Below are 24,777 nucleotides of genomic sequence, written 5' to 3'. Positions count from 1 at the left end.
GACAGGTTGAGATGAGTTGAGATGGGATGGGATCGAACATGGAAAGCCCGCGGGGCCGACGGACACGTTCCGTCGGCCCCGCGGGTTCTTGGGGGTGTTGCTGTTGTCAGGCGGTCGGGTACGAGCCGGTGACGGTGATGATCTCCGCGTTGACGGCGCCCTCGGCGTCGCCGTAGAGGTGCTCGATGTTCAGCACCGCGGCCCCGTTCTCGCCACTGGTGACGCGCAGGCGGTCGATCTTCGTGCCGTCCGATCCGGCGTAGATGACTGCCTCACCGGTCCAGACGCCGTTGTCGGCGTCGCGGCCGTCGAGGCTGACCTGGAACGTGTAGCGGATACCAGCCGCGGCCGGTACCGGCAGGGTCAGACCGAAGCCGGCGCTGGAGGCCGAGGTGGTCTCCTTCTTCGCGTTGATCTGCGCGGTGAACGTGCAGACGCCGTTCGCGTCGACGTACTTGCCCGAGCTGGTCGTTCCGTCGACGCCGGCGACGTTGGTGAGCTTCGGGGTCCAAGACGTGGCGGTCATGCGCACTTCCCTCATGCTGGGAAACGCTGCCCCGATCGGGACAGCCGGCGAAGAGTGCGCGATGGGCGACGCTAGTGTCGCGGCCTCACGTAGAGGATCGCTGACCTGCGGTTTCCATCCCCTCTGGCTCCCAGCGATAGACCTGGGTGTCGGTCTCCTCGTCCCGGGTGAGGACGTATGCCCCGGTGCCTGCCGGGGAGCGCATGTCGATGCGGTCGATGAAGGCGTCCGCGCCGTGCCACCGTCGAACGGCCCGCCCACGTACTGGAGTTGCTGCAGTTCAGCCATGCCAGGAATCTAGCGGTATGTGTTGGTATGCGGCTACGCTGTGCTCGCACGAAGTGTGGAGACACGCCGCACAGACCGCCGACCCGCTTCCCACGCAGCGACGGCACCAACGGTCGAAGGCTCGCCGGACATGGCTACCGGCACCCGGGCACACCCCGGCGAGGGCCCGTGACGGATCGCCCTTGCCCTGACACCTGCGGCGGGTGGCGTGGGGCCTGCCTCGGAGACTCACATGTCACGGCACGTCAGCAACGACCTCAAGCGCCGCGCCCGCGAGCTCGCCGCCCGGGAAGAGATCCCGTACAGCGCCGCTCTCGCCCGGCTCCGCAGCTCCCGCACTCCGGCCGACCAGCCGACGGACACCCCTGCGGACAAGCCCAGCCGGTTCCTGCTCCCCGAGTACCTGTACGTCCCGTTCCCTGCGCCCGAACTGGGCGGCGCCCGCCCCTGCGACGACTGCGAGGGCTCGGGCCTCGACGCCGAGGGGCGTACCTTCGCGCAGCCGTCCGACGGCGGCCGGCCCCCGCTCCTGATCGAGGTGGTGTGCTCCGCCTGCGAGGGCTGCGGGCGCGCCGAGCATGATCCGGAAGGCTGCGGCCACCCGCACACGGACCCCGATATGGATGACGGCCTGTACGACGAGGACGATTACGACGAGGAACCGCCGTGCCCCTCGTGCGCAGGCCGGGAGTTCAACTACATGCAGGGCATGCTCTCCGACGACCAGGGTGAGCCCGTCGAGGTCATCTACCTGCGGCTTCCGTGCGGCTGCACCGCCGACCGGATGCGCGTCATCCTCGGCGACCTGGTCGAGGTGAGCGGCTGATGGCCCGCCAACCCCGCCGGGACCGTGAGGAGCGCCCGGACGAACGGGAGACCCTGCCCGGCATCGCCGGGGTACGGCTCCGCGCCGACGAGGCCACCGCCAAGGTCGTGATGGACGTCCTGCGCGCCAACTTCACCATCACCCGAGCACGCGACTACCCCGGTGACCGCTGGTACTTCGACCTCGACACCGGCAACACCGCCCCCGACCCGGACGGAGACGAGTGACCATGGCGACCCCCCGCCTGGTCTACGGACCGCACTGCTCGCACGACGAATGCGCCTGGACCGGCTGCGACCACGAGGAAGGCAGCGGCAACGGCATCGTCCATCCCTGCCGGTACGAGAACGACGGGTGCCCGTACTGTGGGCCGGCGGACCAGGCCGCCCCCATCGAGCCGGGGCCGGCCCGGCACACCTGGAAGTGCCCCGAGTGCAGCGCCCTGACCCTGACCGCGGGCAGCCCCGACGCGCTCGAGCCTCAAGTCGCCCGCTACGGCCTTCCGCACCTCACGGAGCACGAGAGGGCAGCCGAGTCCGCCTGAGACGCCACAGGGGCCCCGTACGCACCGTACGGGGCCCCTGCGCTGCAACCGCTACGCGACGGGGTTCTTGTCCAGCCAGTCCGACAACTTGTGGGCGGAGCCGAGGACGTCGGTCCGGTTCGTCACTCCGCCGGCGGGGACGCCCTGGTCCTCCCCCACCGCGATGCCGTCCTCCATGGTGTCGATCAGCGCGTACGCATCCGACCAGAACTCCGGCCCGGTTTCCTTGTCGGCGTTCGCCGCCTTCCGCAGGTCGCGCGCGGGCTTCATGAGCGCCTGCATCTGCTCCCAGCACGTTCCCGGTTCCTGCTCGAGGCAGCCGCCGTCAGTGTCGAATTTCGTCACCGCGGCCTGGAAGGTGGTGGTCGCCTCCCCCACGCTCAGTGTCTTCTCCGCCTTCGCGGCCGGCTTTGCGGTGTCCTCGTCGCTCGAGCTGCTGCAGCCGCTCGCGGCCGCCACGGTCGCGGCCAGGACGAGCGCGCCGACCGTCTTCCCCCAGATGTGTCTCCCCATGACGGGGGATCATCCCACGCAGTGCCGACACGGACACGTCAAGGGCCCTGGCCACTGGCCGGGGCCCTCGGATCGGGCAGGTCAGGCGCGCGTGGAGGACCGCCCGCCCCACGAGTTCTTGTTCGTGATGTTCACCGTCTTGCCGGGGCGGCTCGAGGGCGACATCTTCCAGGCGAGCAGCAACAGGGCCATCGCTGCGACCGCGCTGCCCCCGCTCGCCGCGGCGCTGACGAGCTTGCTGGCCCCGGCGAGGAAGTCCCCCGCGCCCCATCCCAGGACGCCGCCCCCGACGCCGCCAGCGAGCATGCGCTGCGCGAGCGGGTCGAGGAGCGGCTGGGGACTGAGGTCACGAGCCGGGGACGGCGCGGTCGGCTGCAGAGCCGAACGACGTACCGCCACGGACCGGTTGGGGTCGTACGGGTCCTGAACGTGCACGATCGGGTCGTGCTCGTCGCCGAGCTCGACGAAGGCCGCGGTCGGCTGCTGTACGCCCGCCGGGATCACATGCTTACTGGACACGAGGCGTTCTCCTTGCTGTCGGCGGGGACTTCGGCGGCGGGGGTGTGCTGGGCGGCCGAGAGGATGAACACGACCGAGCGGTCGCGCTTGCCGGACTCCTCCACCCAGCCCTGGGCGACCCACTGGTTCAGCCAGGGGGTGATGGTCGAGTGGTGATTGCAGATCCCCATCCGGACCGCCTCGCCCTTGGTCAGGCCCTCGGGACCGGCCTTCTCCAGGGCCCGCCACATCTCCAGCCGGTTCTCCTCGATCCGGGAGCCGTCCGGGTACATCGGTACGGCTCGCAGGACCGGGCGGCCCCCGCGGGGACCGCCACCGCCGGGCGGGGACGGAGGCGTCGGGTCGGGATCCGGGTCCGGGTCTGGCGGAGGGGGAGGACCTGCGGGTGTGTCGTAGCCGCCGGTCGCGAACCGCAGCGACGTCTTGAGGATCTGCTGCTCGTCGATCCAGTAGCAGCGGCCTTCGTTCGGCTCGACGTACCGCTCGGACGACACCATCGTCTTGCCCGGCAGGTCGAGCTCGTCGAGACGCCAGCCCTTCCCGTACGCGCCGGTCCCCATGATCATGTTGATGGGGGTCGGCTCGTTCACAGGCAGGCCGATACGCGTACCGAACTGCTGCCGTGTGTCGGTGCCCTTGCCGCCGAACGCCTGCTCGCTGGGCGACTGGGTCGCCGCGACGATGCGGATGCCCATCGCGCGGGACACCTGCATGAGCGTCATCAGCTCGGAGACGACGTCGGGCGCCTGGCGGAGCAGCTCGGCGAGCTCGTCGATGATCAGGACGATGTACTTGCCGTGCTTGCGGGTCCACTTCTTGACCCGCTCCCCGTTGGGGCCGCGCAGCGTCGCCAGGTACTTGCCGCGGCGGTGCATCTCCGACTTGAGCCAGACCAGGACCTGGCGGGCGGTGTCCGCATCGTCGGCGAGGGCCACCATGTTCGGCTGCCACGGGCCCAACTCGAGGGCGCCGGGCTTCATGTCGATGCCCGCAAGGTCGACGTCGTCGCAGGCCACCAGGTTCGCGGCGAGGACGTTGACGGCCCCGGACTTGCCCTTGTTCGTGCCACCGGCGATGAGGATGTGCCCGTCGACCAGGTCGATCAGGATCTCGCTGCCGTCGGGGTAGATGCCGATCGGGATGGGCTGCTCGACCGAGTCGACGCGCACGCCCGGCCACGGGATCCCGTCTCCGGCGAGCGGGTCGGTGGTCTGCAGACGCACGATCAACTGGTTGGCCTGCGGACCCTCGGTCAGGCGCAGCCGGCCGGGCAGGTCGAGGTTCGCCTGGAGCTGCTGCCGCTTGGCGATGACGACCTGAGCAGACGTGTTCTTGCCCGGCGGAAGCGTCACCATCGCGTACCAACCGGTATCGGTGAACACGATCCGGGAGACGTCGACCGCGGGCACGCCCAGGGCGACCAGGGCGCGGCGAAGCGCCGTCTCCTCCTCGGTGTCGCCGGTGACGCCGCCCTGGCCGATGTTGATGCCCATCCCGTCGGGCAGGGGCGCGGTCTTCGCGGCCTTGATCTGCAGGTTGAAGCGTTCGTGGCGGGTCTTCACCAGCCACGGCACGTACACCGCGTACGAGGCGATCGTGACGACTCCGCCCGCGATGAGGGACGGCACGGACGGCCCGGTGACGGCGCCGATCGCGGTGTTGATCACGGTGCCCGTGGAGGCGACGCCGAGGGACGTGGCGACGCCGCTTTTGAACTTGAGGCCGCCCCAGGTCAGGCCGGCCGATGCGACGGCGCCCAGGGCGTACCCGACGTACGCGCTCGGGTCGACACCGACGGCGTGGTGGAGCCACCCCAGGCAGGTCATCCCCATGGACACCGCGGCCGGAGCGAGCTCGTACCGCAGGCGCCCGCACCAGCCGCATACGGCCGCCGTCATCCGTCGGGTACGGCCGTGCGCAGAGGTCTTCTCGACGGGCGAGGTGACGTGATCAGACGGGTCTCGAGGTATGAACACGTCACGTCACCTCGCCAGGAGGGACGTGGACAGACGGGCAGGGCCTACGGTGCGCGAGGGCATCGGGGTGTTCCTTCGTTCGTTGGTTCCGGCGGTGCTCTCCGCCGTTGTCTGGCCATGACGCCAGGTGTTCGGTTGTGGTCGTGCGGGCCGGGATCCGGCCGGAGTCCTACGGTGCTTCGGGCCCGAGCGTCACCGGGTCAGTGGTCCGGTCGTGCAAGGCGTACGCCCACTCGTGCCGGACGGTCATCGACGTCTCAGGCGGCAGAGCGCGCCCGGCGATTGCCGCGACGGCCGTCTGCATGGCTTCCACGGCCCCCATGCGCTTGTCCGTGCGCACGTTCGTCGGGGTGCCTGGCGGAATCGCGAACTCGAAGGTCACGCGCAGCATCCGCGGCATCTCGCGTCGAGTCACCATCGTCCCCCCTCATGATCAGTCACAGCCCTCATTGTGCCCGATCTCTCCGGGAGAATGGAAGTTCTGCGGGAGAGTGAAGCGTTCAGAGTTGAGAAACCAGGAGTGGCCTGGCCTTTTCGAGGAGTGCGCGCACGTTCTCCGGGAGAGGCGGGGGGAGTGGCGGGCGGTCAAGGCCGAGCCAGTCACGGGCCAACTCCCACGGCCACGGCTGCCACGCGATGACGGGCCGCACCTGGTGCAGTCGCTTCCACGCCTCCGCCCACGCGGCCTCGTCGACGCGCATCGCCTGGGCCTCGCTCCAGTGCACCCAGCGCCACGGGACGTCGTCGAGCGCGCCGGACGAGACCAGGTGCAGGATGCCCTTCACGACGTCGTGTCCTCGAGGCGGCCGCGGCCCAGGTGCTCCTTGCAGTTCGCGCACCGCAGAGTCTCGGGGCGGCGCGGGTGCTTCTCCAGAGGCATTATCGGTCCGCACGTCGGGCACGTGATCCTGATGCGCTGCGGCGGCCGCGGTACGGTCGGCTCGAGCGGATCCGATCCGTGCGAGGTCGCCGCGTCGTACATGTCGTTCCACGTGAACCGCGTGCCGTCCCGGTCCGGCTCCGACTGGTGCCAACCGCCGGGCTGGTCCCGTACGGGCATGACCGACGGGTCGTAGTGACCGGCCGCCTGCCCGCAGGAGACCCGGCCAGCCATGGCGTGCAGCATGGTCGCGCTGCACGTGGTCACTTCACCCGTGCACTCCGGGCACGGCACGGGCTTCGGCTCCCCGTGATAGCTGTCCCACTGGCTGAAGTCCGGGATCACGCCGCGGCCGCGGCAGCGGCGGCAGGGCGGTGTCGGCGGCGGGAACGACACCTCGAGCTTCACCAGGTCCTGGTGCCGGTCGGACGGGCCGATCGCGTCGACCTGGCAGTGCAGCGTCACGGTGCGCCAGCCCTCGAGCGGCAGCGTGGACGGCAGCTCGCCCCCGAGCAGCTTGGACAGCTCCGCGGGGGCGAGTTCCTGGTTCCCTGGACGCATCACGCGACGTCACCCCAGTAGCCGGGAAGCTCGACGACGTCGATGCCCTCTTGTTCCGACAGGCGGTTCACGCTGGGGTCAGCGCTCCACACGGTGATGTGGCCGAACTGGAAGTGGGCGGCGCGCAGTCGCTCACGCTTCACCACGGCGCCGGGCCGGAAGTCGTTTCGGCTCCGCATCAGGAGCAGCGTCGCGGGCACGCCGTGCCGGCCGAGCCAAGTGACGACGAGCTGCTCCAGGCGCCGGTCCCCGCCCGTCATCACGAGCACAGTCTTCCCGTCCTCGTGTGCCCGCTGGGCGGCGGCCACGACGTCGCGGTTGGGCGGGCATCCGAGCATGGCGGAGTGGAACCGGGAGGCATCGTTCGCGAAGCGATGGATCTTCGAGACGTTGATGAGCCCGCCCTCGAGGTCGAAGGCGACGGCGGTGGTCTTCGGCGGGGCTGCGATTGCGGTGGTCACTCGGTCTCCCCGTTGTAGATGCGGATCATCCGCATGGCCTTCTGCCTGCACGGATCGCACGTCTTGACCCGGCGGTCGCCGGTGCCACATATCGCCGCGGCCAGGGCGTCAGCGGCCCCGGTCGAGGTGATGCGGAGCAGGGTGCCGCCCTTCTTGCGGCAGGAGTCGCAGGCCCGCGTCTTCCCGGGCCGGGTGTTCTCCCCGCACACGACCAGGGCCAGGCGCTGCTCGAGCTCGGGGAGGCTGGGGGCTTCGACAACGACGGTCATCGGTTGCAGTCCTTCGGGGCGCGTGACTTGTGGTGGCTGATGGTCTGGAGCTCGCTTCCGACCTGCTCGTACGCGGTCATCTCCTGGCAGGCGGTGCACCGGTAGGCGATGAACCGACGGAAGGGGACGGTCTTGGACGCGGGGTGTCCCTGGCGGCCGCCGGCCATCTCGCCGGGGCCCGGGTCCCCGCACCACTCGCACGACGGGTCGTGGTGGGTGATGACGGGTGCCTTGGTCCACCGGGACCAGGTGATCGGGCGGTCCGCGTGCTCGGCGGGCAGGGGAGCCTCGGCGTACTGCAGCGGGTCCGGGACGGCCTGGAGGTGGCGGCCGCGGCGGTCCGGATTGGGTGCCGGTACCGGCAGCTCCTCGAGGACGCCCGCGGGGACGAGCCGGGGCTTCTCCGGCTCCGGCTCTCCACGCAGGGAGCGCAGGCAGGCCGGGCAGATACTCGACTCGGTCACGGGCCCGTCCCACGGCCGTACGCCCGGCGCCTGCTCGGCGTCCGGCTGGCACTCGAGGGGCACGGTGAACATGGGCACCGCGGGGGCTGTGACGCCCTCCCCCGCGACGTGCAGCACAGGGCGGCCCGCCGCGCGCACGACCAGGCGGCCGGACCACTCGGGCGCGGCCGCGGCTTCAACGGCGAGGGCGGTCACGACGGTTCACCTTCTTGGACCAGGTGGAGGACGCCGGCAACGTCGGCCCACATGCGCGCCATCTCCGCGGCGATGCTGCGTTCCAGCTCGCTGGCCTCCGCCTTCTCGTGCCAGTCCACGGCCTCGCTTTGGGCGCCGCGGCGTGCGGTGCACGCGTCGCCCTCCGCACGCCTCACGCTGGCCATGCTGTACGCGCTCTCGGCTCGCTCAGCCCACTCGGCGGCTGCCTGCGCGGCCTGGGCCGCCGTGCGGCTCATCGGGCACGCCCCACGAGGAGCGGGACCAGGCCGGTGGGCTTCGGGTTCTGCCGGTAAAGGTCCCGGCGGGCCGCGTGGATGCTGCGCCGGGCGAGGCAGAGCGAGCCGGCGAGGACGTGGCACGTCGGGCACGACACTGAGTAGGCGCCGTGCCGGAACCGGGCCGCGGTCTCGTGCGCAGCGTCGTGCGCGGCGTCTGCGGCCCGGGACGGGATGACGGCGGAGAGCAGGCCTATCACGCGCGGCCGCCCTTTCGGCTGCGTTTCTTCGCCGGGGGCGTGTAGCGCTGCCAGGAAATCGTGCCCTCCTCGATGTGGCCCGACGCCCGGGTCTCACCGGTGTCGGCATCGCGAAGGTGGTTCTCCCAGAAGGTGACACGGCCCTGTGCGGCGCCCGGCTCCCCGTACGGGCCCTCGTACTCCGTGTGGGGCGTGCCTCCCTTCTCCGGGACCTCGGTCCAGTTGATGACGGCTCGATAGACGGCTCCGTGGTCGGCCCTGATGTTCCGTGCCATCACGCACCGACCTGGTCGGGCGAGGTGGAGAGGGTGATGTGCGGGCGAGCGTCCTCCCGGACGTCTCCGTCCAGCCGGTACAGCCACAGGCCCTCGTCCGTTACCTCGGCGTCCCGCTTGTACCGGGCCTCTCCGTGGCCGGGGTCCGCGGTGTCGCCCCAGGCGATCGGGAGAGTGAGGGCGGCCGCCGGCCCCAGGTCGGACGCGCCCAGGACGCGCAGGACCGCGCCCTTGTACGGGCCGTTCACGAACCTGATGAAGGAGAAGGACGTTGGCCCGTCGACGTCGCTGCCCAGGCGCTCCCCCAGCTCCTCGGACCAGTCGGTGACCTCGCGTGCGGTCGGCGTCGGGTCGAACCCAAGGACGGCCCGGAGCGCGGCAACGACGGTGAGCAGCTCGAGGTAGGCGGCGATGGGGAAGTTGTCGTTCCAGCGGTCCCGCAGGAGCGAACAGGCCGCCTTGTCGGCGACCTCGGCAAGTTCGATGTCCACGTCACCGCGGGTGAGGTAGGTGCCGCCGCGCTCGTAGGCGCCGCGGGCCAGGTCGAGCAGGTGCTCGCGGCTCACAGTCGGCGGGATGGGCGTGCCGTCCTGGGCGTAGACCTGGATGGACACGTTGGGCGTGGTGCTCACGGAGGGGCATCTCCTAGCGATACGGGAGGGCGGGCCAGCCCTCAGATTCAGTACGTCTAACCGACGATTCCTGTTACGGTTTCTGTGTTTCCGCTGGTCAGCGACCCGGTAACTTCAACGACGACGAGGGACATACGGGCGAATCCCGTGGTGACGGGCTCACCCATGACGGGGATCGGGCCCATGAGGAACTCGTGGTTGTCGTCAGGCAGAAGCCCGGCATCGGTGACCAGGCCGTCGACGTAGTGCTTCGCGGTGGGCGCCCAGTTGCCCGGGTCGCGCTTCCGGTAGAGCGGCCGCGGGTGCAGGACGTAGAAGATCGCCGCTCGCTCGAGGCGGGGCAGGCGCCTCGCCCTGGCCATGCCGGCAGCGTCCTCACGGAGCTGTCGGCGGATCCGGTGCACGGCCATGTGGTGGAGCCGCTGATTGCTGGTCAGCAGCTCCACGGCGTACGGCATGAGCAGCGTCCAGTGGCGCCCCGGGGCGGACAGCATGGCGAGCAGTGGCTCGACCTCGGGAGGGGGCGGGGTGGACGGCGGGCCCGGGTGCGCGGGCGCGGCCTTCTTCCGGGCCTTCTTCTTCGGTGCCACGGGGGGCGCGGGTGTCTGGCCGCGGCGGCTCGCCATCAGGGCGGTGTACTGCGCCGCGGTCATCCGGGCAACCAAGGGATCAGCCCTCCAGGGCAGCGGTACCGGCTTCGGTCAGCCGCCAACGGTGGCCGAGGCTGCCGCCTTCCGTCCTGCTGTGCTCCTTGTCCTTCACCACCCAGCCCCTGGCCTCGGCCTTCTGCACGGCGGCGTCGACCTTCCGCCCCAGGTGCCCCCACGCCCCCTTGCTGCGCTGGCTGGTGTCCCGGGCCGTGGGGCCGCCTCGAGCGGGGCGGAACGTGAACACCACGCCGGACTGGATCAGGCGGAGCGTCTCTAGTTCGCTGGGCGTGGGCGGTGCCGGAGCGTCCAGGGTGCGCACCTGGCCCGCGTACTCGATGCAGCGCTTACAGGTGGGCGGGAGGTCCTCGAGCGGCTCGCCCAGGTGCAGAGGGTTCGAGCGTCCGGGGGTCTCGCACAGGCCCATGCCGGCCTTGTGCCGCCGGGATCGGCCGGAGAGCAGGTCGACGGCCGCCGTGATGTGCCGGAGGGACCCGCGGACACCGGTATGCCGGGTGTTCTCCCGCACGGCGAAGGCGACGGGTGCCGACCCGGTGACCAGGGCCCAACGACGCTTCTCCGCCTCCAACTTGGCCGCGGCCTGGGCCTCGCGCTCCTTGCGCCGCGAATCCTCGACGGCGCGGTCCTTGACGATGCTCTCCGGCAGTTCCGGCTCGAGGCTGCGTTCGTCGGCGACGATCAGCATGAACCCGTCCTCGGAGGGGACACGGCGCAGGCCTGGGAAGGGGCGGCCGAGCACGGCCGTGCACCAGTCAGCACCGCGGCGCTGGACCACGTCCTCCATACGGGCGATGTTCTGGCCGCCGATCGGCCCGCGGTCCCTCCCCCGGGCTTCCTGGCGGAGCTCCTCGTACTCGGGGTACATCGGTTCGGGGTCGGGCTGCGGGAGTAGGGCGGTGACGACGATGCGACGAGACATCGGGGGGTGTTCCTCTCTTCGGGTTACGGCGGTGCTCTCCGCCGTGTGGCGCCGCGGCGGGCGCCGGGGGTCTCCGTACGGTGAGGTCAGGACGTACGCGCGGGCTCAGCTCGGACGATGGCGAGGGACTGGACCAACAACTCGGCGTCGGTCCGCGCGTCCTCGCGCCAGTGCATTGCGTAGGCGCCGGAGACCGTCGGACCCTCGACGGTGTGCAGCGTGGGGTGCCTGTCGATGGCGCGCTGTTCCCAGTCGTCGGCCGGGAGAGTGGCGCCCCCAACTCCGTTGTTCGGGCAGGTGATTACGACCACGCGTTCCGTGAGTTCCGCGGTGAAGCCACCGGCATACGCCAGTCGCGTCGGGCGGGGCGCCAGGTTCTGGCGTACGGACCGCGGGCCGCGGCGGTAGGGTCCGCGGGAACCGCCGCGCGTCACGGGGTGCTGCCTGATCCACTCGCGGCCGCGGGCGGTCAGCTTGACGGGGGCGGAGTCGTCGCCCCCGTCGGTGACGTACTTGCCATTGGTCAGCGGGAAGAACGAGCGCTGGTTGACGACGTAGTCGGTACCGGTGAGCCGGTAGCGGCGCCGAGGCGCCACCTGGAACTGGGCGCCCTTGTCGCCGGCCTCCGCGATGGTGCGCAGAAGGGTTTCGACAGCGGGCGTGAAATCGGCGGGCATGGATGTGCTCCTCGGCAGGGCTGAGCGGAGAATCGTTCTGAGCGAAGAATCGAACGGTTCGAACGGGCGGGTTGTTACGCCTTGACGGGGGCCACGGCAGCGACCGAAGCGACCAACGCGCGGCCCAACCACCGCGGAACGCCGGGGAAGGCGCGGGCCAGGAGCAGGCCGGCCGCGATGGTGAGGGTGAGCGACAGGTTCGCGAGGACCCATCCGACGACGGCGACCACCGCGGCGATCACGACCCCGAGCGTGCCGAGGACGGGCGGGACCAGGGCCGGGTACGCGAGGGCCAGGAGGGCGAAGGCGTACGCGAGCAGCTTCAACTTCCGCACGGAGAGCATGAGTTCAGCCCTCCGTCTGCTGCTGGCCATAGAAGCCGTTGTTCGGGTCGGTGGTGTCGGAGCGGTGGACGCGCCACCCGTCCGTCGTCTTCACCAGCGGGTCCTCTGCTGTGCCCGGGTGTCCATCGGCCGCGCAGATGTTCCGCAGCCCGTCGTGGTCGCGCTTCTGCTGACCCGTGCTGATCCAGCCCGCCATGGGGGTGCTCCTCAGTTCGTTGGTTCGGGCGGTGCTCTCCGCCCTCAAAGAAGACTTTAGAGGGTTACTCATGGGTAGCCGACAATAACTCCAATTGTTGTCGGTAATCTTGAGGCAGCATCAGTTCTGAACCCAGGGGGGTCCCATGACGGCCGGCGCGCCAGACGGCATCGACATCAGCGGCCTGAACAAGGCCAAGGTCCTCGCCGCGCTCTGGAACAACGCGGCTCCACCACTTCGCCCCGGCGTACGGAACTTCGCCATGACGTCCGCGGAGGCGGCGGAGCTCCTCCTCCGCGACGGCGCCGAGTTCGAACACCTCGAGGACCGGTCCTTGAAGGTGGACATCGGCGGCGACACGTTCGACGCCACGGCCTACGACAGCGAGAACGGCAACGGCCTGGCCACCCGAGTCATCGCCCGTCTGCGGCTCACCGGATCCATCCAGGCCCTGCCAGCAGGAGCGTGACATGACGACGACCTCAACGCCCGTACGGACGGACCGTGTTATACAGCTCTGCGCCCGCATCCGGCTCGAGGGCGGCGTCTGGAACGGCGCGCGCACGCTGGCCTTCTACGAGGCCAATGGGTTCGACTGCGACCTTGGACGTGCCCGCGCGAACCTCGATATGGCCGCCGAGCAGTTCCCCCAGCTCCTCGAACGGGTCGAGGAGCAGCGTTGGACCTACCGGGTCTCCCCGATGGCGAACACCTACTTCCCCGAGGGTGCGCTCGAGGCCATCGCCGACGGACGTGCGTTCATCGCCTTCGCCCGCGAGAAGCTGATCGGCGCCGCCCGGACTCTGCCGAACGACAGCGGCGAACGGCAGCTCCTCAGCGGGATGAAGCGGATCCTCGACGACTACGAGGCCCGGCACGAGAGTGCGGCCCTGTCACACTCTCTCGACGACGACACCGGGCACGTCTTCGGGATGCGCTGGTCCCTTGAGTCCCTGCTCTGGGCGCGGTTCAGCGGGACCCCGGACGAGTACCCCGTGGAGTGGCGCCCGTGAACACCTGGGACCAGGCGCTCGATGCCCTGTACGCCGCGACCCGTGCGAACCGAGAGGCGCACCGGGCCCGGATCATGGGCGAACTCGACGCCATCGCCGAGAACCTGACGGAGACCCTGCTGCCGCCGGAGCTGCGCGCGGCCGGCATCCGCATCGCGTACGACACTGAGGAGATCGCGTGACCGTGGAGGAAGTGGAGAAGCTGCTCCAGCGGTTTTACGAGCCGCTGGTCGCCTTCTTCGCGCGCCGCACCAAGAGTTTCCCGGCGGCCGAGAATCTGACTGAGCGAGTGCTCGTGGCGGCTGCACGGGAGCCCACGCCCCCTCAAGACTGGGCGCACTGGATTTGGAACACCGCGCACCGCACTTACGACGACGACTTCCTCGAGGGCTGCGGGGTACAGCCGTGACCTCCGAGCCGATCCCCCGTATACCCAGGAGTGCACGCATGATCTACGACGACGACGTTGAAGACCGCATGGCGGCCGAGTACCAGGAACGGCAGCGACAGGTGGCTGACCTGGGCTACATCCGCCGCTACTACGCGCTCGAGCAGCGCCACGGCATCCGCGTGGCGATCGGTGGCCGGGTGCGCAGCCACGGGCGGGAGGGGGCGATCGGTGGCCGGGTGCGCAGCCACGGGCGGGAGGGGGCGATCGTCGACACGTCCGGCCACTATCTGATCGTCCAGTTCGACGGCGAGGAGCTGCCGGCGCGCCGCCACGTCACGTCGAACATGGAGTACGCCACGACGGCCGGATGGGTCGCGGCGAGGGCCGTTGCGGACCCGTGCGCCACTGCCCGGCAGGGAGCGTGACGATGGATCCGAACACCCTCTACAGCGTCGACCTGTCCGGCCCGGCGCCCGACCTGGGCATGCAAGTGTGGGCGGACGACCGCGACGACATGCCGCGCGCCGTGTTCGCCGCCTCCCACCGGATCGAGACGTTTGGGACGGACGGCGGCGCCGGGCCAGACCCGTTCCTGCACGGCCTCCGGACAGGCGGCTGGGCCGAGTTCAACGACTTCCCGGGGTGGGCCGACCCCGCCCCCGGCTGGTCCGCCGTCCTCGACGTCGCAACCGATGAACTGACCATGTCCGACCCCGAGGGCGTCCCCTTCTACCAGGGCAGCCTCAACAGCTCGAGGACTTGGCGCCGCAGCGCCCGCAGGAACGGCACCTTCATCGCTCTCGCCGGAGACATCACCGACCCCCGCGACGTCGCGGACGTCGTGGACGCAGGGCGGATGTACGCGCTGCTCTGCCCGATCACCGTGGCCATGCCTGGGAGGGCAAAGTGACCGCCGTCGACGAGCGGGCCGCGCTCGCCTTCTACGAGTTCATCGACGCCCGGCTCGACGAGGAGCTGCGCACCAAGTACCCGACGACGGACAGCACTCCGGCCGTTGAGGAGTACCGGGAGAAGTACCGCGCCGCGAAGGACGAGCACCGGGACCTGGTCGACGCGCTGCACCGCGGCGACCAGGAGAAGGCGGAGGACTGCCTCTGGGGGCTCAGGAACCAGGCGTCCCCCTGGAAGGCACACCCCGAGTACCCCGAGCCGATCTCTGACGGCACCATGCCGTGCCCCGTCCTCGCCCCCGAGAGTGGTCACCCCTGCGTGAAGCGGATCCCCAAGGGCTGGGCCGCGGCCGAGGGGCACGGAGGCGGCCATTTCTGGCAGGCCCCGGAGGTCGCCGAGCTCGAGGCCCGTGGCGCGCACTACGACCCGGGCACGCTTCTGTCCGGGCAGCCCACGCCGTGGCACATGCCCGAGGACTGCGCGCCCGGCTGCTGGAAGTGGAGGGACTGATGGAGGCTCAGCAGCGACGCGCGAGCGACCTGTGGCCGATGCTGTGGCCCGGAGCGGAGCTCGAGGCGGGCCCCGGCGTGGTCTCGCGGTACGAGGAGGCGCCGGACCTTCCCGCACCCATCCAGGCCGTCGGCCCGGCGCACGGTCCGATGACCACGGCCTGGTGCCCGCAGTGCCAGGAGACCATCACGGAGGCGTCCCGCGACGACATCGCCGCGGTCTCCCCCATCACCGCGCAGGCTCCGAGGATCATGTGGCCCGGGTACCGGAGGGTCGCGGCGCTCCTCACTGTGAGGCCGTGCGGACACACCTTCCGCGTCACCGACGGGCAGACCATCGCCGAGATCCGGGAGCCCGCAGCGTGAGCGTCCAGGACGAGGAGGTGTACGACGCCGAGCTCGTCGACGACGAGAGCGACTCCCTGGCGCTCGTCGACGAACCGCGTTTGCTCGTCGACCACAACACCGTGCTCTACCCGGGCCAGGAGCTGCCCACCACAGCGAGCGGCCCGCGGTACAGCAAGCGGGACCTGTACGTCAGCCCCGAGACGGCCGCACTCCTTCAGCAGCGGAAGGAACCGGCGCCGATGAAGGCGTTCAGGCAGTGGTGCGCCCGGGAGGGGCGGGTGGCGGAGCCGTGTACGACGTCTACGTACACCGAATACGGGGTCCACTTGATGCGCCGCGGCTTGAAGGCGGCGACGATCACGAACTACATGTCGCTGATCAAGACCAGCATGCCGCCCGGCCGTCAGCCCAACAACAGCAAGTTCCTGGTCGCCCTCGCGATCTACCGGAAGAACAACAAGAAGGCGCTGCGGGTGCGCCGAGCGTTCCCGCTCACGCTGCCCTACCTCGTGCCGATGATGGAGAAGGCGGAGGAAAGCGGGCGGCCGGCCGGGCTGCGTGACGCTGCGATGTTCGCCTTCGGCTACTCGTTTCTGGGCCGGTCGATCGAGGACACCAACCTCGACATCGAGGACCTCACCATCCTGCCCGACCGGATCTTCGTCTGGGTTCCAGAGGACAAGTCCCACAAGGGCGAGGACCAGACGATCCCGCTGCGGGACCGGAGCGACGTCCAACTCGTCGCCCGGATGAACCGCTGGCTCGCCTATCTCGCTGAGCAGGGCATCACCGAGGGGCCGGTGTTCCGCCACCTGCTCAAGAACGGGAAGGTCGCGACAGCCGAGACCCGGGCGAAGAAGGCACCCGTGCGCGGGGAGCACCTGCGCGGCCACGTCGTCAACGAACGCGTGAAGTTCTGGTTCAAGAAGGCCGGCCTGGTGGGCGACGGGCGGCCGATTACCTCGCACGGCCTGCGCGCGGGCGCAGCAACCGACATGGCCGCCGCGAAGGCTTCCGCCGTCACCATCCGCAAGGCGGGACGATGGAAAGAGGGATCACGTATCCCGGAAGAAGTGTACGTACGGCCCACTGAGGACCTGGACTTTGACGCGTTTGCCAAGGTCCCGGTACACAATCCGCGTGCGGACGCCGAGGCGCGGGATTGAGACCAGCGGCCGCGTAGCGGCAGGAGTGGCAGGGGTCACCCGAGTGGCGCGGTGTAGCTGTGGGCATCACGGTGCTCGAGGGACCATCCTGCGGATATGAACGATGATCAGATCAGAGGAACGGCGGCCCTGCTCGTCAACGACCGCCGGGAGTACCTGCTGCATCTGCGGGACAACATCCCCGGAATCTGCGACCCGGGCGTCTGGTCGGTACCCGGCGGGAACCGCAAGGACGGCGAGAGCCTCGAGGACGCGATCCAGCGGGAGTTGATGGAGGAGACCGGGCTAGACATCCCGGATCTCGAGCGGCTCACCGTGGTCGACAGCGTCAGTCCGAACGGCACGGTCAAGGGCCACATCCAGGTGTTCCGCGGCTGGTGGAATGGGGACGCCGCCGCTCTGCCGCTCACCGAGGGCGTGATGCTCCACTGGTTCCCGTCGCACATGGTGCCGCGCCTGCGGATGTGCCCCTGGACGGAGATCGCCATCAATCTGGACCAGGCCCAAGCTCTCGTCTGATCAGCGAGCCACAGCGAGAGCGAGCTCCCGCACCCCGGGCGTACGGGAGTGACGGGAGGACAAGTCGCTGACGATCGTCCGAATCGCCGGTCGGTCGCGTACCTCGCCAGGGCTGACCCGCATCGCGGCGAGCAGCTCCTGGGCCGTCTGCTCGGGCCTCCCCCACTGCCACCAGGCGCGCGCCAGGTCGGTGTGCATCCGGCTCTTGCGCTCCGGGGTCGGGAAGAGGTCGGCGCGTAGACCGCGGCCGGCATCGAGTGCCGCGCCGGCATCGCCGAGCGCCCAGTGCACGCCGACGGCGTAGAGGTCCACGGCGGCCGGGGAGATGCGGAACAGGCGGCCCGCGGGCGGGTTCGCCGGAAGACGCTTCGCCGCCCGTCGGGCCTCGCCGATCATCGCCAGAGCCTGCCCCCGATCTCCGGCGCGCGCCGCGGTGTACGAGGTGGTGCAGAGCATCTGTGCGTACGCGGCGGCTTGTGCTTCGGTGGCGAGTCCGGTGGCCTCGACGTCCGCGGCCGCGGACAGGATGAGGCGCTGCGCTGCGGCCGGCTGGTCCTGGTGCCGGAGGACGATGGCGAGTTCCCGGGCCGCCGCGGCGGCGGCGAGCGGGGAGCCTGCCAGGGACGCGTACGTCATGGCCCGGTCGGCGGTGATCCTCGCTCGGTCGTGTCGACCGATCTTCACGAGGACCTGAGAGGCGAGGGCGTAGCAGGCGGACAGCCGCGCGTGGTCGAGGTCCGCCCGGGTCTGTGCCGCGTGGTGAACATCGCCAAGGAGACCCGGAAGTTCGCGCAGCAGTGCGGAGTGCTGGCCGGCGTCGAACCGACCGCGTGCGCGCGCGAGTCGGGCGTCGAGCGGGGCGGCATTACCGGACGGCGCCGGGGTGCCGGCCAGAGCGTCGTCCATGGCGAGGAGTAGCGAGACGGGCACCGCCGTTCCCGCGGCGGCGAGTAGAGTGCGGCGGCGCATGGAGTCCTCCTCGGCGTCACGCTGAGTGTCGTTCGCCACTCTAGTGGGGGCGGACACCGCGGCGGTGGCGAAGCCGCAGGCCGCCGCCAGTAAAGGTGACGGGAGGTCAACCGCCGCGGCAGCGGCGCGCAGTAGGGCCATATCGGTGACGCGCTTGCTCCCCTCCAGCCTCGAGACGGTGGAGGCCGAGCAGCCGATTCGCTGCCCGAGGTCTGCCTGCCTCCAGCCACGGGAGGTACGACCCATGCGGATGAGGGCGCCCGGGTGGCGTTGCTCGATCAGGGCGCGCGCCTCCGGTGAGGTCCAGATACCTGACTCGATGGCGAGCATCAGCCCTCCCGCGCGCCCAGAGAACCGGGGCCACCACCGTACGGACAGGGGCTGGCCCCGTCGATGGCGCGTGCAGGATCTGCATACAGGCCCGCAAAGGTGGGTGACTATCGAACAAACAAGTCCACATGGCCCTACACTCTGCTATGCACTGTTGCCTGTTGGTGACGTGTAGAAAGACGATGGTGCCCCCCTCAACGTCTCTGAGGGGGGCACCATGCATGTGCGGGTGAGCAGGTTGGTCAGAGGCTCGTGCCGAACGTGTCAGTACGAGCCGCGGTGACGAAGGCGGCCCACGCGGAGCGCGGGAAGACGAGCGCGGGGCCTGCCTTGTCCTTCGAGTCGCGGACGCCGACGTCGGTCGAGAGGTCTGCGGCCTCGATGCAGTTGTTCCCGGTGCCGTCGCTGTAAGAGGACTTGAACCAGGCGTCTTCCGGGGCGACGTCGGTTGAGGACTTGTGGGTTCGGTGAGTGTTGATGGCTCCGCTACTTTCCAGTGAGTGCTTCCAGGAATTCGATGGTCTCCTCGAGGCCGAGTGCGGCCCCGACCATCGCGTTGAACCGGCGTGTGAACCGGTCGACTTCGCGGGGCTTGTCCGAGGTGGACACGGCCCCCCACGCATTGTCGGTCTGAACCCGAGATGGCAGTTCACCAAGGTTCAGGATCGTGAAGTCGTTGCTCGATCGGTAGCCGCGTTTGAACGGCAGCACCTGAACCGAGATGTGATCCTCACGGGCCAGCTTGATGATCTCGCGGTACTGGTCTCGCATGGTGCTCTCGTCGCCGACGGGGATGCGTAGCGCTGCCTCGCCGAGGATGACGCGGAGTCGAACGTCTTGGCGTTCCAGGACTCTCCGCTTGCGCGCCATCCGCAGGTCCACGTTGCGTTGTATGAACTCGCTTGTGGTGTCCTCGACTGGGCGCTGGACCTCGAAGAGGGCCCGCGCGTACGGCTCTGTCTGCAGGAGCCCGTACACGACGGTCGGGTGGTAGGCCAGGATCTCGTTTGCCTCAGCCTCCAGGCCGACGAAGTGCGGCATGCCTGCCGGCATGAACGCGCGGTACTGGGTGAGCCAGTCGTCGTTTGGAGCCTCGCGGTTCAACTCGACGAGTTGCTCGATGAGTTCGTCATCGTTGACGGCGTATCGCTTCAACAGCGAGCGCAGGTCTCCGACGTTGCGCCGGAAGTTCAGCTCACCGTTTTCGACTCGCGCGAGGGATGCCTCCGACAGGGCTTTGAGACCCCGTACGGCAGCCTTCCGGGTCATCCCCTTCGCCCTGCCGTCCTCCACGGGCGGACAGTTTTCGCGCAACTGTCTGAGTTGGATGCCGAGCTCCAAGCGCCGTCCGGTTGCCCCTCGCTTCGCCGCCACCTGTGCACCACCCCCATGCGTTTGCGCTGGTTGAGTACGACCCTGCGCAGAGTGTGACATCAGCTGAGCGTCCACCGCAGCCCCCTGCGCAGGTTCCGGCATAGTCCATTTACCGCCTCGCTGAATTTTCAGAGGCGATCCAGTTGCTTCTCAATGCGTCCTACCGCCACGGTAGTTGAGCCACAGTAAGCCGCGACAGGCAAGTGGATAAATTTCGCATTCCAGTGCGATGTCGCTGGTCACGCCGCTATGTCGCATGGACGCCCGGAGGCCTCGGCATGACAGCACGTGCGTTTGTCACGCAGAGGGACACGAGCATCCATACGGGCCTCGAACTGTCCATCGAACGAGCCCCTGATCGCGACTCCGACGGTCTCTCCGCGACGGATGCAACCTGGCCGCGCCGACTCCGCCGCATCGTCCGCGCCAGCCTCACCTACTGGCGTCGCCCCGACCTCATCGACACCGCAAATCTGCTGCTCACTGAGTTGGCCACCAACGCTCTCCGCCATGGCCACGGCCGCGATATCGGAGTCCGCCTCTTCTTCCAAGACGACAGATGCGTGATCGAGGTGAACGACGGTTCCCCTGAGCGTCCCGAGCTGCAGCACGCCGGCCCCACCGACGAGGGCGGACGCGGCCTCTTCCTCGTCGAGGCCATGGCCGAGTCATGGGGCGTCAGCCCGGACGGCACAACGACCTGGTGCACCCTCCCCCTGACCGAAGGACCCCCCGACATGGAACCCGCCGCGGTGACCGCACTGGTCTTACGTGAAGTCCCCCTCAATCTCCCCGGCGATGACAGCGCGAGGAACCTGGCGCGGGTCAAAGCCCCGGCCCTGCTCACGATTCTGGGCTGGAGCGGCAGTGTGCCGGGAGCGACCGACGTCCTCGGCCGCCTCGTCGACAACGCCGTCTGTCACGGCCTGACACCCGGCAAGGCGGACCAGCGCATCGCCGCCCGACTCAGCATCACCGAAGCCCACGAACTCATCATCGACGTGGACGACCACAATCCGAAGTTCCTCGACTTCACCGCCGCCATCAAGGGTGAGCACGGGCGCGGCCTCTGGGACGCGCAGAGACTCGGCGCCACGGTCACCTGGTTCGTCCGCCCCGACTTTGAGGGCAAGACGGTTCGCGCAACTTTGGCCCCCGGGCAGGTGGAGCCGTGACGCTGACTGGCGCACAGGCGATGCGGGAACTGATCGAGTCGGCTGATCCGGCCCAGGGCCCCGCCGAGGACATGAAGGATCTGGCCGACCTGATCCGAACCCTCCTGCACGTCGATATGAAGCAGGACACCCGCATACGGCTCGGGGGCAACCTGTTCGACGTCGTCATCACCGGCTCAGGGCTACAGGCTCGCGCTGCAGTCGCCCTCATGGATTCGATCCAAGGCGGCTGCGGGCCTGTCATCGAGGACCCCGAGAGCGGGTGGTTCTACTGGCTGGTTCCGCCCGGGTCGTCCAGCCGGTGGGAGCCCCACCCGCACGGCGTGTGTATCGGGGCCCCCCACACGATCACCCTGCCGTCTCTCAACAGGACCGCGCCCCCGGGCCCGTACTGGCTGCGGCCGTCCGCGAGTGACCGGCTTGTGCCGATCGGCCCTCTCCGTGGGGCACTTGCGCAGCTCCGGCCCGAGCCAACCCCGCACGCCGCGCTCGCGGCCCGGCTGGGAGTCACCACCCCCTGAGACACCGTGCTCGTCGACGGCTTTCGTTCCCCCACGACGTCGACGGGCACGGGCAACCACCCCGCTGCCGGGACGGATCCGGTCCCGGCAGCGGGTGACCACCTCGGAATGAGCACTCGCCGGAGAGCGACATGAGACTGCAGCTCGTCCCAGACGACGAGATCGACGACTGGGACCCCTGGCGCCCCAGCGCGCCGCGGCTCCGGCCGAGTGCCAGCAGCCGACTCAATGCCCTTCGACGCAGCTTCTACGAGGACGCCCTGTCGGCCATCGGGCCGGGCCGACCCATCAGGGTGGCCACGTACGTCTTCGCGGCCCGCGGAGTAGACGTCGACGCCGCGCACGCCATGCTCGCGGAGCACGCCCGCGACCGGGGATGGACCGTTCACCGAGACCGCTTCACCGACGAACCAACCGGCGGGCCGCTCCCCGCAAGACCCCAGTTCAACCGGGCATGCCGTCACGCCGGTTCGGGCTTCGCTGACGGCGTCCTCGCCTCCGGCCGGGGCGCCATGCCCACCACTGACGAGGCGTACGAGTCGTATCTGCGCTGGCTGCGCGACCGCTACGCCTTCCTCGCCTTCCAGCAGCCGGCCATCGGGGGGACACCGTGGACAGACCGTTAGCGCCGTACGTGATTCCGTGGAAAGGGGAGAGCACGACGTCCGCGGACGTCGTGACCACCTCAGCCGGTATCGCCTACGCCGACCCCGTGAAGGACGCACTCCACAGGGACCTAGACAGCGTGCTGTGGGTAGTGTGCGGGGGCACTGCAACCGGCGGGCCCGCCTACGCCGCAGAGCTCCACCCAGAGCGGCAGAAGACCGCGATGGAGGGCCTCCTGTGCGCCGTGTGCAAGGCGCCGGCCGCCCGGGACGAGCGCGGGATGCTGTGGATCCTCCCTCTCCTCGACGACGCCACGGACTTGATCTTGGAAGGCGTGCGCACCGCGGTTCCGCCCATGTGCCAGAGCTGCGCGGAGAAGGCTCCGCGCCTGTGTCCGGTGCTGCGCGACGGCCATGTCGAGCTCCGGGTCCACGAAGCTGAACAGATCGGTGTTCGCGGAACGCTCTACCCCCGACCCGGCGAACACGGGACGCCGGATCCGGACGCCCTGGTGCTCTACGACTCGCGCGACCTGCCGTTCGTCGTCGCTCGACAAGTTGTCCGTGAGCTCCGCCGGACCACCGTGGTCGCGTTCGCTGCGGCTGTCACCTGACCTCACCCGAGACCCATCCGGCAAGAAACCGCGTGTGCAGGACCTGCACGCGGTGTGCGTGCTCTGACAGTCGATCACCGCGCCGGCCGGGCCGGTGGTCGACTCCTACCAGGCCCCTGGAAGAAGGAGGCGCAATGTCAGATCAGCCCCCACCGGACTGGTTCCGCAACCCGCCGCCGCGGCGACTCGGCGCACTCGCGCTGATCCAGCGAAAGGGAGAGATCGCGGTCATCCGCCGCTCGTACTGGAGCCCGATCTCGCAGTGGGGACTCCCCGGCGGCGCGGTGGCCCCCAACGAACGGCCGTGGACGGGCCTGACCCGCTGCCTCGAGGAGAAGCTCGGGAACGCCCGCCTCACCCCGCACGCCTTCCTCGGCGTGGACCACGCGCCCGCCAAGCCGGGCCACTACGTCGAGGGCATCAACTTCCTGTATCTCGTGCGCGTCGACGACGGCACGGAACTGACGCCGTCGGTCGATCACGGCTACGTGGAACTTCGCTGGGTCACCCCCGACGACGTCTCCTCCTTGGCCGTGGACCACGAACTGCTGCGCATCGAACAGTGCGTGCGCGCCGCACAGAACGGAGGGGGCGAGGAGCTCCTCCTCGGCGTGCCCCAGCACAGCAGCCGCGCACTCGGCGGCACGGGCTGACCGTCCGACCGTCACATCCCAATCACCCGGACCCCGTGAGGGAGTGAACAACACATGTACCTGCCCTACCCCGTCATCGAGCAACTGTCCGACACTCAGGTGACGACCTGGACCAAGCACTTCGCCGGCAACGGCCACGAGCGGCCCCGCAGCGTCGAGGAAGGGATCTGGCGCCGCACCCAGGACCCCGCCAACCGCGAGCAGTCCGGATGGAGCGAGGACGCCGACGGCCGCCGCCGCATCGTTCACTACCGCTACGACTACGGGCTCGACTACACGTTCCCCGTGCCGCGCCTGGTGCTGTCGGAGCTGTACCTGTACGTCTCCCACACGGCGCCCGCCGAGGAGATCAGCACCTACGGCAAGCACATCCAGGGCTGGCTCGCCGAAGGCCGCTGGAAGGAGAAGGCCGACGGCTGGCACCGCGGCGACCTGGTCGTCACTCTGCACCAGTTCGACGACCACCCCCAGGACGAGCGCGCCGACCGGGCCACGCCCGACGGCTTCCGCTCGCTGGACGTCCTCATCACCTCCGAGGGCTACCGCGAGCCTTCCCGGAGCCTGCGCAACCTGCCGTGGAACGTCCTCGCGGGCGGTATCCGGATCAAGGAGCAGCGGGGGAACCCGAGCTACGCCGAGGACCTCTCCGGCCTCCTCGACTTCCTGCCCTTCCAGGTCGAGGTCGGGTGCGGCACGTCAATCGAGGCCAACATCCCGCCCCTGCACTTCCTGCACGAGGTCTACCGGGTCACCGCGCGCAAGGACAACAGCCTCACGCAGTCCCACGCCTTCACCCTCAGCCCGCAGGCCGACACCCTCGTCCAGGAATTCCTCCTCGACGCCACGGGCAAGGCGGAGTCGCTGACGCGGATGTTCGCCGCATGCTTCCTCGCCGAACCCACCCCCGCCCACCACGCGCTCAAGGCCCTGCACGACGCCGGGCACCTGGTCGGCCCCGTCATCACCCACAACTTCGACGTGCTCTCGGCGCGGGCCGGCCTGCCGGAGGTGTTCGTACGCCGCTACGACCAGAAGGTTCCGCCCGTACCGCTCCTCGACGAGGCGAAGGCGCTCCTGGTCGTCGGTCTGCACGCGGACCGGCGCGAAGTCCAGAGGCGGGCGCGCGAGAAGGGTATGCGCATCTTCTACGTCGACCCCGAGGGCCTGACGGAGAACGGGGCCTTCAAGGAGTACCCGATCGAGGGAGCGCGCGAAGGCGACGTCGTCGTCCGCGGGGAGGCCATCCCCGTACTCACGCGGCTGTGCGAGCTCCTCGACGTCACCCTCTGATCGAGCAGTGGCCAATGCTCAACTCCCCCTGATTCAAGGGCGATAGCGTCGTGGGGGGGGGGGGGCCGGGGGCCCCCCCCCCCCAACCCCCCAAACAAAAAACAAACCAGGAGGGTTAGTTGGTTGGGGGCGCAGCCAGCCCCCCGCCCCCCCCCCCGC

General features: G+C 69.6%; 40 protein-coding genes. 19 read left to right on the top strand and 21 right to left on the bottom strand.

All coding sequences use genetic code 11. The annotated features are described in order from the left end of the window. Nucleotides 1-106: 106 nt before the first annotated feature. The gene (locus tag ACFWBB_RS26715; protein WP_385277370.1) at nt 107-526 is read right to left on the bottom strand and encodes a hypothetical protein; all 420 of its coding nucleotides are present in this window, start codon (nt 524-526) and stop codon (nt 107-109) included. 520 nt (nt 527-1,046) lie between these two features. On the opposite strand from ACFWBB_RS26715, the gene ACFWBB_RS26710 reads away from it, so the two are divergent. Genes ACFWBB_RS26710 through ACFWBB_RS26700 form a run of 3 tightly spaced genes read left to right on the top strand, consistent with a single transcriptional unit; the run spans nt 1,047 to nt 2,184 of the window. Then, the gene (locus ACFWBB_RS26710; RefSeq protein WP_385277368.1) at nt 1,047-1,640 is read left to right on the top strand and encodes a hypothetical protein; all 594 of its coding nucleotides are present in this window, start codon (nt 1,047-1,049) and stop codon (nt 1,638-1,640) included. After that, a complete protein-coding gene (locus tag ACFWBB_RS26705; RefSeq protein WP_385277366.1) occupies nt 1,640-1,867 on the top strand; it encodes a hypothetical protein in 228 nt (75 codons plus the stop codon). The genes ACFWBB_RS26710 and ACFWBB_RS26705 overlap by 1 nt, the downstream gene beginning before the upstream one ends. 2 nt (nt 1,868-1,869) lie before the next feature. Next, the gene (locus ACFWBB_RS26700) at nt 1,870-2,184 is read left to right on the top strand and encodes a hypothetical protein (RefSeq protein WP_385277364.1); all 315 of its coding nucleotides are present in this window, start codon (nt 1,870-1,872) and stop codon (nt 2,182-2,184) included. Nucleotides 2,185-2,235: 51 nt separating this feature from the next. Here the strand turns inward: ACFWBB_RS26700 and ACFWBB_RS26695 are convergent, their stop codons facing one another. The 17 genes from ACFWBB_RS26695 to ACFWBB_RS26615 form a co-directional block, all read right to left on the bottom strand. Further along, nucleotides 2,236-2,697: a hypothetical protein gene (locus tag ACFWBB_RS26695; RefSeq protein WP_385277362.1), complete on the bottom strand. Its 462-nt coding sequence runs from the start codon at nt 2,695-2,697 to the stop codon at nt 2,236-2,238. Between the two features lie 81 nt (nt 2,698-2,778). Continuing rightward, complete coding sequence (locus tag ACFWBB_RS26690) at nt 2,779-3,216, bottom strand: hypothetical protein (protein WP_385277360.1); 438 nt, start codon at nt 3,214-3,216, stop codon at nt 2,779-2,781. Next, the gene (locus ACFWBB_RS26685) at nt 3,198-5,192 is read right to left on the bottom strand and encodes an FtsK/SpoIIIE domain-containing protein (RefSeq protein ID WP_385277359.1); all 1,995 of its coding nucleotides are present in this window, start codon (nt 5,190-5,192) and stop codon (nt 3,198-3,200) included. The genes ACFWBB_RS26690 and ACFWBB_RS26685 overlap by 19 nt, the downstream gene beginning before the upstream one ends. A 169-nt stretch (nt 5,193-5,361) precedes the next feature. Beyond that, nucleotides 5,362-5,610 carry a hypothetical protein gene (locus ACFWBB_RS26680; RefSeq protein ID WP_385277357.1) on the bottom strand — a complete coding sequence of 83 codons (249 nt, stop codon included), beginning with the start codon at nt 5,608-5,610 and terminating at the stop codon, nt 5,362-5,364. An 82-nt stretch (nt 5,611-5,692) separates the two neighbouring features. Next, nucleotides 5,693-5,977 (bottom strand): hypothetical protein, encoded by a 285-nt coding sequence (locus ACFWBB_RS26675; protein WP_385277355.1) that lies wholly within the window; start codon nt 5,975-5,977, stop codon nt 5,693-5,695. Continuing rightward, a complete protein-coding gene (locus ACFWBB_RS26670) occupies nt 5,974-6,633 on the bottom strand; it encodes a hypothetical protein (protein WP_385277353.1) in 660 nt (219 codons plus the stop codon). The genes ACFWBB_RS26675 and ACFWBB_RS26670 overlap by 4 nt, the downstream gene beginning before the upstream one ends. Beyond that, nucleotides 6,633-7,094, bottom strand: a complete 462-nt coding sequence (locus tag ACFWBB_RS26665; RefSeq protein WP_385277351.1) for a hypothetical protein — start codon at nt 7,092-7,094, stop codon at nt 6,633-6,635. The genes ACFWBB_RS26670 and ACFWBB_RS26665 overlap by 1 nt, the downstream gene beginning before the upstream one ends. Continuing rightward, nucleotides 7,091-7,363, bottom strand: a complete 273-nt coding sequence (locus ACFWBB_RS26660) for a hypothetical protein (RefSeq protein ID WP_385277349.1) — start codon at nt 7,361-7,363, stop codon at nt 7,091-7,093. Before ACFWBB_RS26660 ends, ACFWBB_RS26665 begins: the two co-directional genes overlap by 4 nt. Beyond that, entirely contained in the window at nt 7,360-8,022 is a 663-nt protein-coding gene (locus ACFWBB_RS26655; RefSeq protein WP_385277347.1) for a hypothetical protein, read from the bottom strand. Before ACFWBB_RS26655 ends, ACFWBB_RS26660 begins: the two co-directional genes overlap by 4 nt. Continuing rightward, on the bottom strand, nt 8,019-8,279 hold the full coding sequence (locus tag ACFWBB_RS26650; RefSeq protein ID WP_385277345.1) for a hypothetical protein: 261 nt from the start codon (nt 8,277-8,279) through the stop codon (nt 8,019-8,021). Before ACFWBB_RS26650 ends, ACFWBB_RS26655 begins: the two co-directional genes overlap by 4 nt. 235 nt (nt 8,280-8,514) lie before the next feature. Then, a complete protein-coding gene (locus ACFWBB_RS26645) occupies nt 8,515-8,793 on the bottom strand; it encodes a hypothetical protein (protein WP_385277343.1) in 279 nt (92 codons plus the stop codon). After that, complete coding sequence (locus ACFWBB_RS26640; RefSeq protein ID WP_385277341.1) at nt 8,793-9,425, bottom strand: hypothetical protein; 633 nt, start codon at nt 9,423-9,425, stop codon at nt 8,793-8,795. The genes ACFWBB_RS26645 and ACFWBB_RS26640 overlap by 1 nt, the downstream gene beginning before the upstream one ends. Before the next feature lie 56 nt (nt 9,426-9,481). After that, a complete protein-coding gene (locus tag ACFWBB_RS26635; RefSeq protein ID WP_385277339.1) occupies nt 9,482-10,078 on the bottom strand; it encodes a hypothetical protein in 597 nt (198 codons plus the stop codon). Nucleotides 10,079-10,094: 16 nt separating this feature from the next. Beyond that, nucleotides 10,095-11,012, bottom strand: a complete 918-nt coding sequence (locus ACFWBB_RS26630; RefSeq protein WP_385277337.1) for a hypothetical protein — start codon at nt 11,010-11,012, stop codon at nt 10,095-10,097. Between the two features lie 86 nt (nt 11,013-11,098). Then, complete coding sequence (locus ACFWBB_RS26625; protein ID WP_385277335.1) at nt 11,099-11,689, bottom strand: hypothetical protein; 591 nt, start codon at nt 11,687-11,689, stop codon at nt 11,099-11,101. Nucleotides 11,690-11,763: 74 nt separating this feature from the next. Further along, nucleotides 11,764-12,033 carry a hypothetical protein gene (locus tag ACFWBB_RS26620; protein ID WP_385277333.1) on the bottom strand — a complete coding sequence of 90 codons (270 nt, stop codon included), beginning with the start codon at nt 12,031-12,033 and terminating at the stop codon, nt 11,764-11,766. Nucleotides 12,034-12,037: 4 nt separating this feature from the next. Next, nucleotides 12,038-12,229: a hypothetical protein gene (locus ACFWBB_RS26615; protein ID WP_385277331.1), complete on the bottom strand. Its 192-nt coding sequence runs from the start codon at nt 12,227-12,229 to the stop codon at nt 12,038-12,040. A gap of 145 nt (nt 12,230-12,374) precedes the next feature. Here ACFWBB_RS26615 and ACFWBB_RS26610 point away from each other — a divergent pair, with 145 nt between their 5' ends. The 10 genes from ACFWBB_RS26610 to ACFWBB_RS26565 all read left to right on the top strand — a co-directional run bounded on the left by ACFWBB_RS26610 (nt 12,375) and on the right by ACFWBB_RS26565 (nt 17,087). Next, entirely contained in the window at nt 12,375-12,698 is a 324-nt protein-coding gene (locus tag ACFWBB_RS26610) for a hypothetical protein (protein ID WP_385277329.1), read from the top strand. Between the two features lies 1 nt (nt 12,699). Then, on the top strand, nt 12,700-13,242 hold the full coding sequence (locus ACFWBB_RS26605) for a hypothetical protein (RefSeq protein WP_385277327.1): 543 nt from the start codon (nt 12,700-12,702) through the stop codon (nt 13,240-13,242). Then, complete coding sequence (locus tag ACFWBB_RS26600; protein ID WP_385277325.1) at nt 13,239-13,424, top strand: hypothetical protein; 186 nt, start codon at nt 13,239-13,241, stop codon at nt 13,422-13,424. Before ACFWBB_RS26605 ends, ACFWBB_RS26600 begins: the two co-directional genes overlap by 4 nt. Continuing rightward, entirely contained in the window at nt 13,421-13,651 is a 231-nt protein-coding gene (locus ACFWBB_RS26595; RefSeq protein WP_385277323.1) for a hypothetical protein, read from the top strand. Before ACFWBB_RS26600 ends, ACFWBB_RS26595 begins: the two co-directional genes overlap by 4 nt. A 38-nt stretch (nt 13,652-13,689) precedes the next feature. Continuing rightward, a complete protein-coding gene (locus ACFWBB_RS26590; protein ID WP_385277321.1) occupies nt 13,690-14,058 on the top strand; it encodes a hypothetical protein in 369 nt (122 codons plus the stop codon). Nucleotides 14,059-14,060: 2 nt separating this feature from the next. Next, nucleotides 14,061-14,543: a hypothetical protein gene (locus tag ACFWBB_RS26585; RefSeq protein ID WP_385277319.1), complete on the top strand. Its 483-nt coding sequence runs from the start codon at nt 14,061-14,063 to the stop codon at nt 14,541-14,543. Further along, on the top strand, nt 14,540-15,055 hold the full coding sequence (locus ACFWBB_RS26580) for a hypothetical protein (RefSeq protein WP_385277317.1): 516 nt from the start codon (nt 14,540-14,542) through the stop codon (nt 15,053-15,055). The genes ACFWBB_RS26585 and ACFWBB_RS26580 overlap by 4 nt, the downstream gene beginning before the upstream one ends. After that, nucleotides 15,055-15,420, top strand: a complete 366-nt coding sequence (locus tag ACFWBB_RS26575) for a hypothetical protein (RefSeq protein ID WP_385277315.1) — start codon at nt 15,055-15,057, stop codon at nt 15,418-15,420. The genes ACFWBB_RS26580 and ACFWBB_RS26575 overlap by 1 nt, the downstream gene beginning before the upstream one ends. Continuing rightward, entirely contained in the window at nt 15,417-16,568 is a 1,152-nt protein-coding gene (locus ACFWBB_RS26570) for a tyrosine-type recombinase/integrase (RefSeq protein ID WP_385277313.1), read from the top strand. The genes ACFWBB_RS26575 and ACFWBB_RS26570 overlap by 4 nt, the downstream gene beginning before the upstream one ends. Before the next feature lie 96 nt (nt 16,569-16,664). Beyond that, nucleotides 16,665-17,087 carry an NUDIX domain-containing protein gene (locus ACFWBB_RS26565; RefSeq protein WP_385277311.1) on the top strand — a complete coding sequence of 141 codons (423 nt, stop codon included), beginning with the start codon at nt 16,665-16,667 and terminating at the stop codon, nt 17,085-17,087. Here ACFWBB_RS26565 and ACFWBB_RS26560 read toward each other — a convergent pair whose 3' ends face one another. The 3 genes from ACFWBB_RS26560 to ACFWBB_RS26550 form a co-directional block, all read right to left on the bottom strand. Then, nucleotides 17,088-18,386, bottom strand: a complete 1,299-nt coding sequence (locus ACFWBB_RS26560; protein WP_385277309.1) for a multiprotein-bridging factor 1 family protein — start codon at nt 18,384-18,386, stop codon at nt 17,088-17,090. 242 nt (nt 18,387-18,628) lie between these two features. Then, nucleotides 18,629-18,865, bottom strand: a complete 237-nt coding sequence (locus ACFWBB_RS26555) for a DUF397 domain-containing protein (RefSeq protein WP_385277374.1) — start codon at nt 18,863-18,865, stop codon at nt 18,629-18,631. 7 nt (nt 18,866-18,872) lie between these two features. Next, nucleotides 18,873-19,820 (bottom strand): helix-turn-helix domain-containing protein, encoded by a 948-nt coding sequence (locus ACFWBB_RS26550; RefSeq protein ID WP_385277372.1) that lies wholly within the window; start codon nt 19,818-19,820, stop codon nt 18,873-18,875. A 143-nt stretch (nt 19,821-19,963) separates the two neighbouring features. Between ACFWBB_RS26550 and ACFWBB_RS26545 the strand changes: the two genes are divergently transcribed. The 6 genes from ACFWBB_RS26545 to ACFWBB_RS26520 all read left to right on the top strand — a co-directional run bounded on the left by ACFWBB_RS26545 (nt 19,964) and on the right by ACFWBB_RS26520 (nt 24,618). Next, nucleotides 19,964-20,935: an ATP-binding protein gene (locus ACFWBB_RS26545; protein ID WP_385277307.1), complete on the top strand. Its 972-nt coding sequence runs from the start codon at nt 19,964-19,966 to the stop codon at nt 20,933-20,935. Continuing rightward, a complete protein-coding gene (locus ACFWBB_RS26540; protein ID WP_385277305.1) occupies nt 20,932-21,456 on the top strand; it encodes a hypothetical protein in 525 nt (174 codons plus the stop codon). Before ACFWBB_RS26545 ends, ACFWBB_RS26540 begins: the two co-directional genes overlap by 4 nt. A 131-nt stretch (nt 21,457-21,587) precedes the next feature. Beyond that, nucleotides 21,588-22,082 carry a hypothetical protein gene (locus ACFWBB_RS26535; protein WP_385277303.1) on the top strand — a complete coding sequence of 165 codons (495 nt, stop codon included), beginning with the start codon at nt 21,588-21,590 and terminating at the stop codon, nt 22,080-22,082. 50 nt (nt 22,083-22,132) lie between these two features. After that, complete coding sequence (locus tag ACFWBB_RS26530; protein WP_385277301.1) at nt 22,133-22,675, top strand: hypothetical protein; 543 nt, start codon at nt 22,133-22,135, stop codon at nt 22,673-22,675. 134 nt (nt 22,676-22,809) lie between these two features. Next, nucleotides 22,810-23,328, top strand: a complete 519-nt coding sequence (locus tag ACFWBB_RS26525) for an NUDIX hydrolase (protein WP_385277299.1) — start codon at nt 22,810-22,812, stop codon at nt 23,326-23,328. A gap of 54 nt (nt 23,329-23,382) precedes the next feature. Then, complete coding sequence (locus tag ACFWBB_RS26520) at nt 23,383-24,618, top strand: hypothetical protein (RefSeq protein WP_385277297.1); 1,236 nt, start codon at nt 23,383-23,385, stop codon at nt 24,616-24,618. The last annotated feature ends 159 nt before the right edge of the window (nt 24,619-24,777 follow it).

Source organism: Streptomyces sp. NPDC060000, from assembly GCF_042737375.1.
In the GTDB taxonomy this organism is placed as follows: domain Bacteria; phylum Actinomycetota; class Actinomycetes; order Streptomycetales; family Streptomycetaceae; genus Streptomyces.
Note: the sequence above shows the minus strand (reverse complement) of the source record. Positions and strands in the feature narration are given on the sequence as shown.

Excerpts from the sequence above, each read along its gene's own strand:
- ACFWBB_RS26715 (WP_385277370.1), bottom strand. The coding sequence starts at position 526 with ATGACCGCCACGTCTTGGACCCCGAAGCTCACCAACGTCGCCGGCGTC.
- ACFWBB_RS26710 (WP_385277368.1), top strand. The coding sequence starts at position 1,047 with ATGTCACGGCACGTCAGCAACGACCTCAAGCGCCGCGCCCGCGAGCTC.
- ACFWBB_RS26705 (WP_385277366.1), top strand. The coding sequence starts at position 1,640 with ATGGCCCGCCAACCCCGCCGGGACCGTGAGGAGCGCCCGGACGAACGG.
- ACFWBB_RS26700 (WP_385277364.1), top strand. The coding sequence starts at position 1,870 with ATGGCGACCCCCCGCCTGGTCTACGGACCGCACTGCTCGCACGACGAA.
- ACFWBB_RS26695 (WP_385277362.1), bottom strand. The coding sequence starts at position 2,697 with ATGGGGAGACACATCTGGGGGAAGACGGTCGGCGCGCTCGTCCTGGCC.
- ACFWBB_RS26680 (WP_385277357.1), bottom strand. The coding sequence starts at position 5,610 with ATGGTGACTCGACGCGAGATGCCGCGGATGCTGCGCGTGACCTTCGAG.
- ACFWBB_RS26670 (WP_385277353.1), bottom strand. The coding sequence starts at position 6,633 with ATGCGTCCAGGGAACCAGGAACTCGCCCCCGCGGAGCTGTCCAAGCTG.
- ACFWBB_RS26660 (WP_385277349.1), bottom strand. The coding sequence starts at position 7,363 with ATGACCGTCGTTGTCGAAGCCCCCAGCCTCCCCGAGCTCGAGCAGCGC.
- ACFWBB_RS26650 (WP_385277345.1), bottom strand. The coding sequence starts at position 8,279 with ATGAGCCGCACGGCGGCCCAGGCCGCGCAGGCAGCCGCCGAGTGGGCT.
- ACFWBB_RS26645 (WP_385277343.1), bottom strand. The coding sequence starts at position 8,793 with ATGGCACGGAACATCAGGGCCGACCACGGAGCCGTCTATCGAGCCGTC.
- ACFWBB_RS26635 (WP_385277339.1), bottom strand. The coding sequence starts at position 10,078 with ATGACCGCGGCGCAGTACACCGCCCTGATGGCGAGCCGCCGCGGCCAG.
- ACFWBB_RS26630 (WP_385277337.1), bottom strand. The coding sequence starts at position 11,012 with ATGTCTCGTCGCATCGTCGTCACCGCCCTACTCCCGCAGCCCGACCCC.
- ACFWBB_RS26625 (WP_385277335.1), bottom strand. The coding sequence starts at position 11,689 with ATGCCCGCCGATTTCACGCCCGCTGTCGAAACCCTTCTGCGCACCATC.
- ACFWBB_RS26620 (WP_385277333.1), bottom strand. The coding sequence starts at position 12,033 with ATGCTCTCCGTGCGGAAGTTGAAGCTGCTCGCGTACGCCTTCGCCCTC.
- ACFWBB_RS26615 (WP_385277331.1), bottom strand. The coding sequence starts at position 12,229 with ATGGCGGGCTGGATCAGCACGGGTCAGCAGAAGCGCGACCACGACGGG.
- ACFWBB_RS26610 (WP_385277329.1), top strand. The coding sequence starts at position 12,375 with ATGACGGCCGGCGCGCCAGACGGCATCGACATCAGCGGCCTGAACAAG.
- ACFWBB_RS26605 (WP_385277327.1), top strand. The coding sequence starts at position 12,700 with ATGACGACGACCTCAACGCCCGTACGGACGGACCGTGTTATACAGCTC.
- ACFWBB_RS26590 (WP_385277321.1), top strand. The coding sequence starts at position 13,690 with ATGATCTACGACGACGACGTTGAAGACCGCATGGCGGCCGAGTACCAG.
- ACFWBB_RS26585 (WP_385277319.1), top strand. The coding sequence starts at position 14,061 with ATGGATCCGAACACCCTCTACAGCGTCGACCTGTCCGGCCCGGCGCCC.
- ACFWBB_RS26575 (WP_385277315.1), top strand. The coding sequence starts at position 15,055 with ATGGAGGCTCAGCAGCGACGCGCGAGCGACCTGTGGCCGATGCTGTGG.
- ACFWBB_RS26565 (WP_385277311.1), top strand. The coding sequence starts at position 16,665 with ATGAACGATGATCAGATCAGAGGAACGGCGGCCCTGCTCGTCAACGAC.
- ACFWBB_RS26560 (WP_385277309.1), bottom strand. The coding sequence starts at position 18,386 with ATGCTCGCCATCGAGTCAGGTATCTGGACCTCACCGGAGGCGCGCGCC.
- ACFWBB_RS26550 (WP_385277372.1), bottom strand. The coding sequence starts at position 19,820 with ATGTCACACTCTGCGCAGGGTCGTACTCAACCAGCGCAAACGCATGGG.
- ACFWBB_RS26535 (WP_385277303.1), top strand. The coding sequence starts at position 21,588 with ATGAGACTGCAGCTCGTCCCAGACGACGAGATCGACGACTGGGACCCC.
- ACFWBB_RS26525 (WP_385277299.1), top strand. The coding sequence starts at position 22,810 with ATGTCAGATCAGCCCCCACCGGACTGGTTCCGCAACCCGCCGCCGCGG.
- ACFWBB_RS26520 (WP_385277297.1), top strand. The coding sequence starts at position 23,383 with ATGTACCTGCCCTACCCCGTCATCGAGCAACTGTCCGACACTCAGGTG.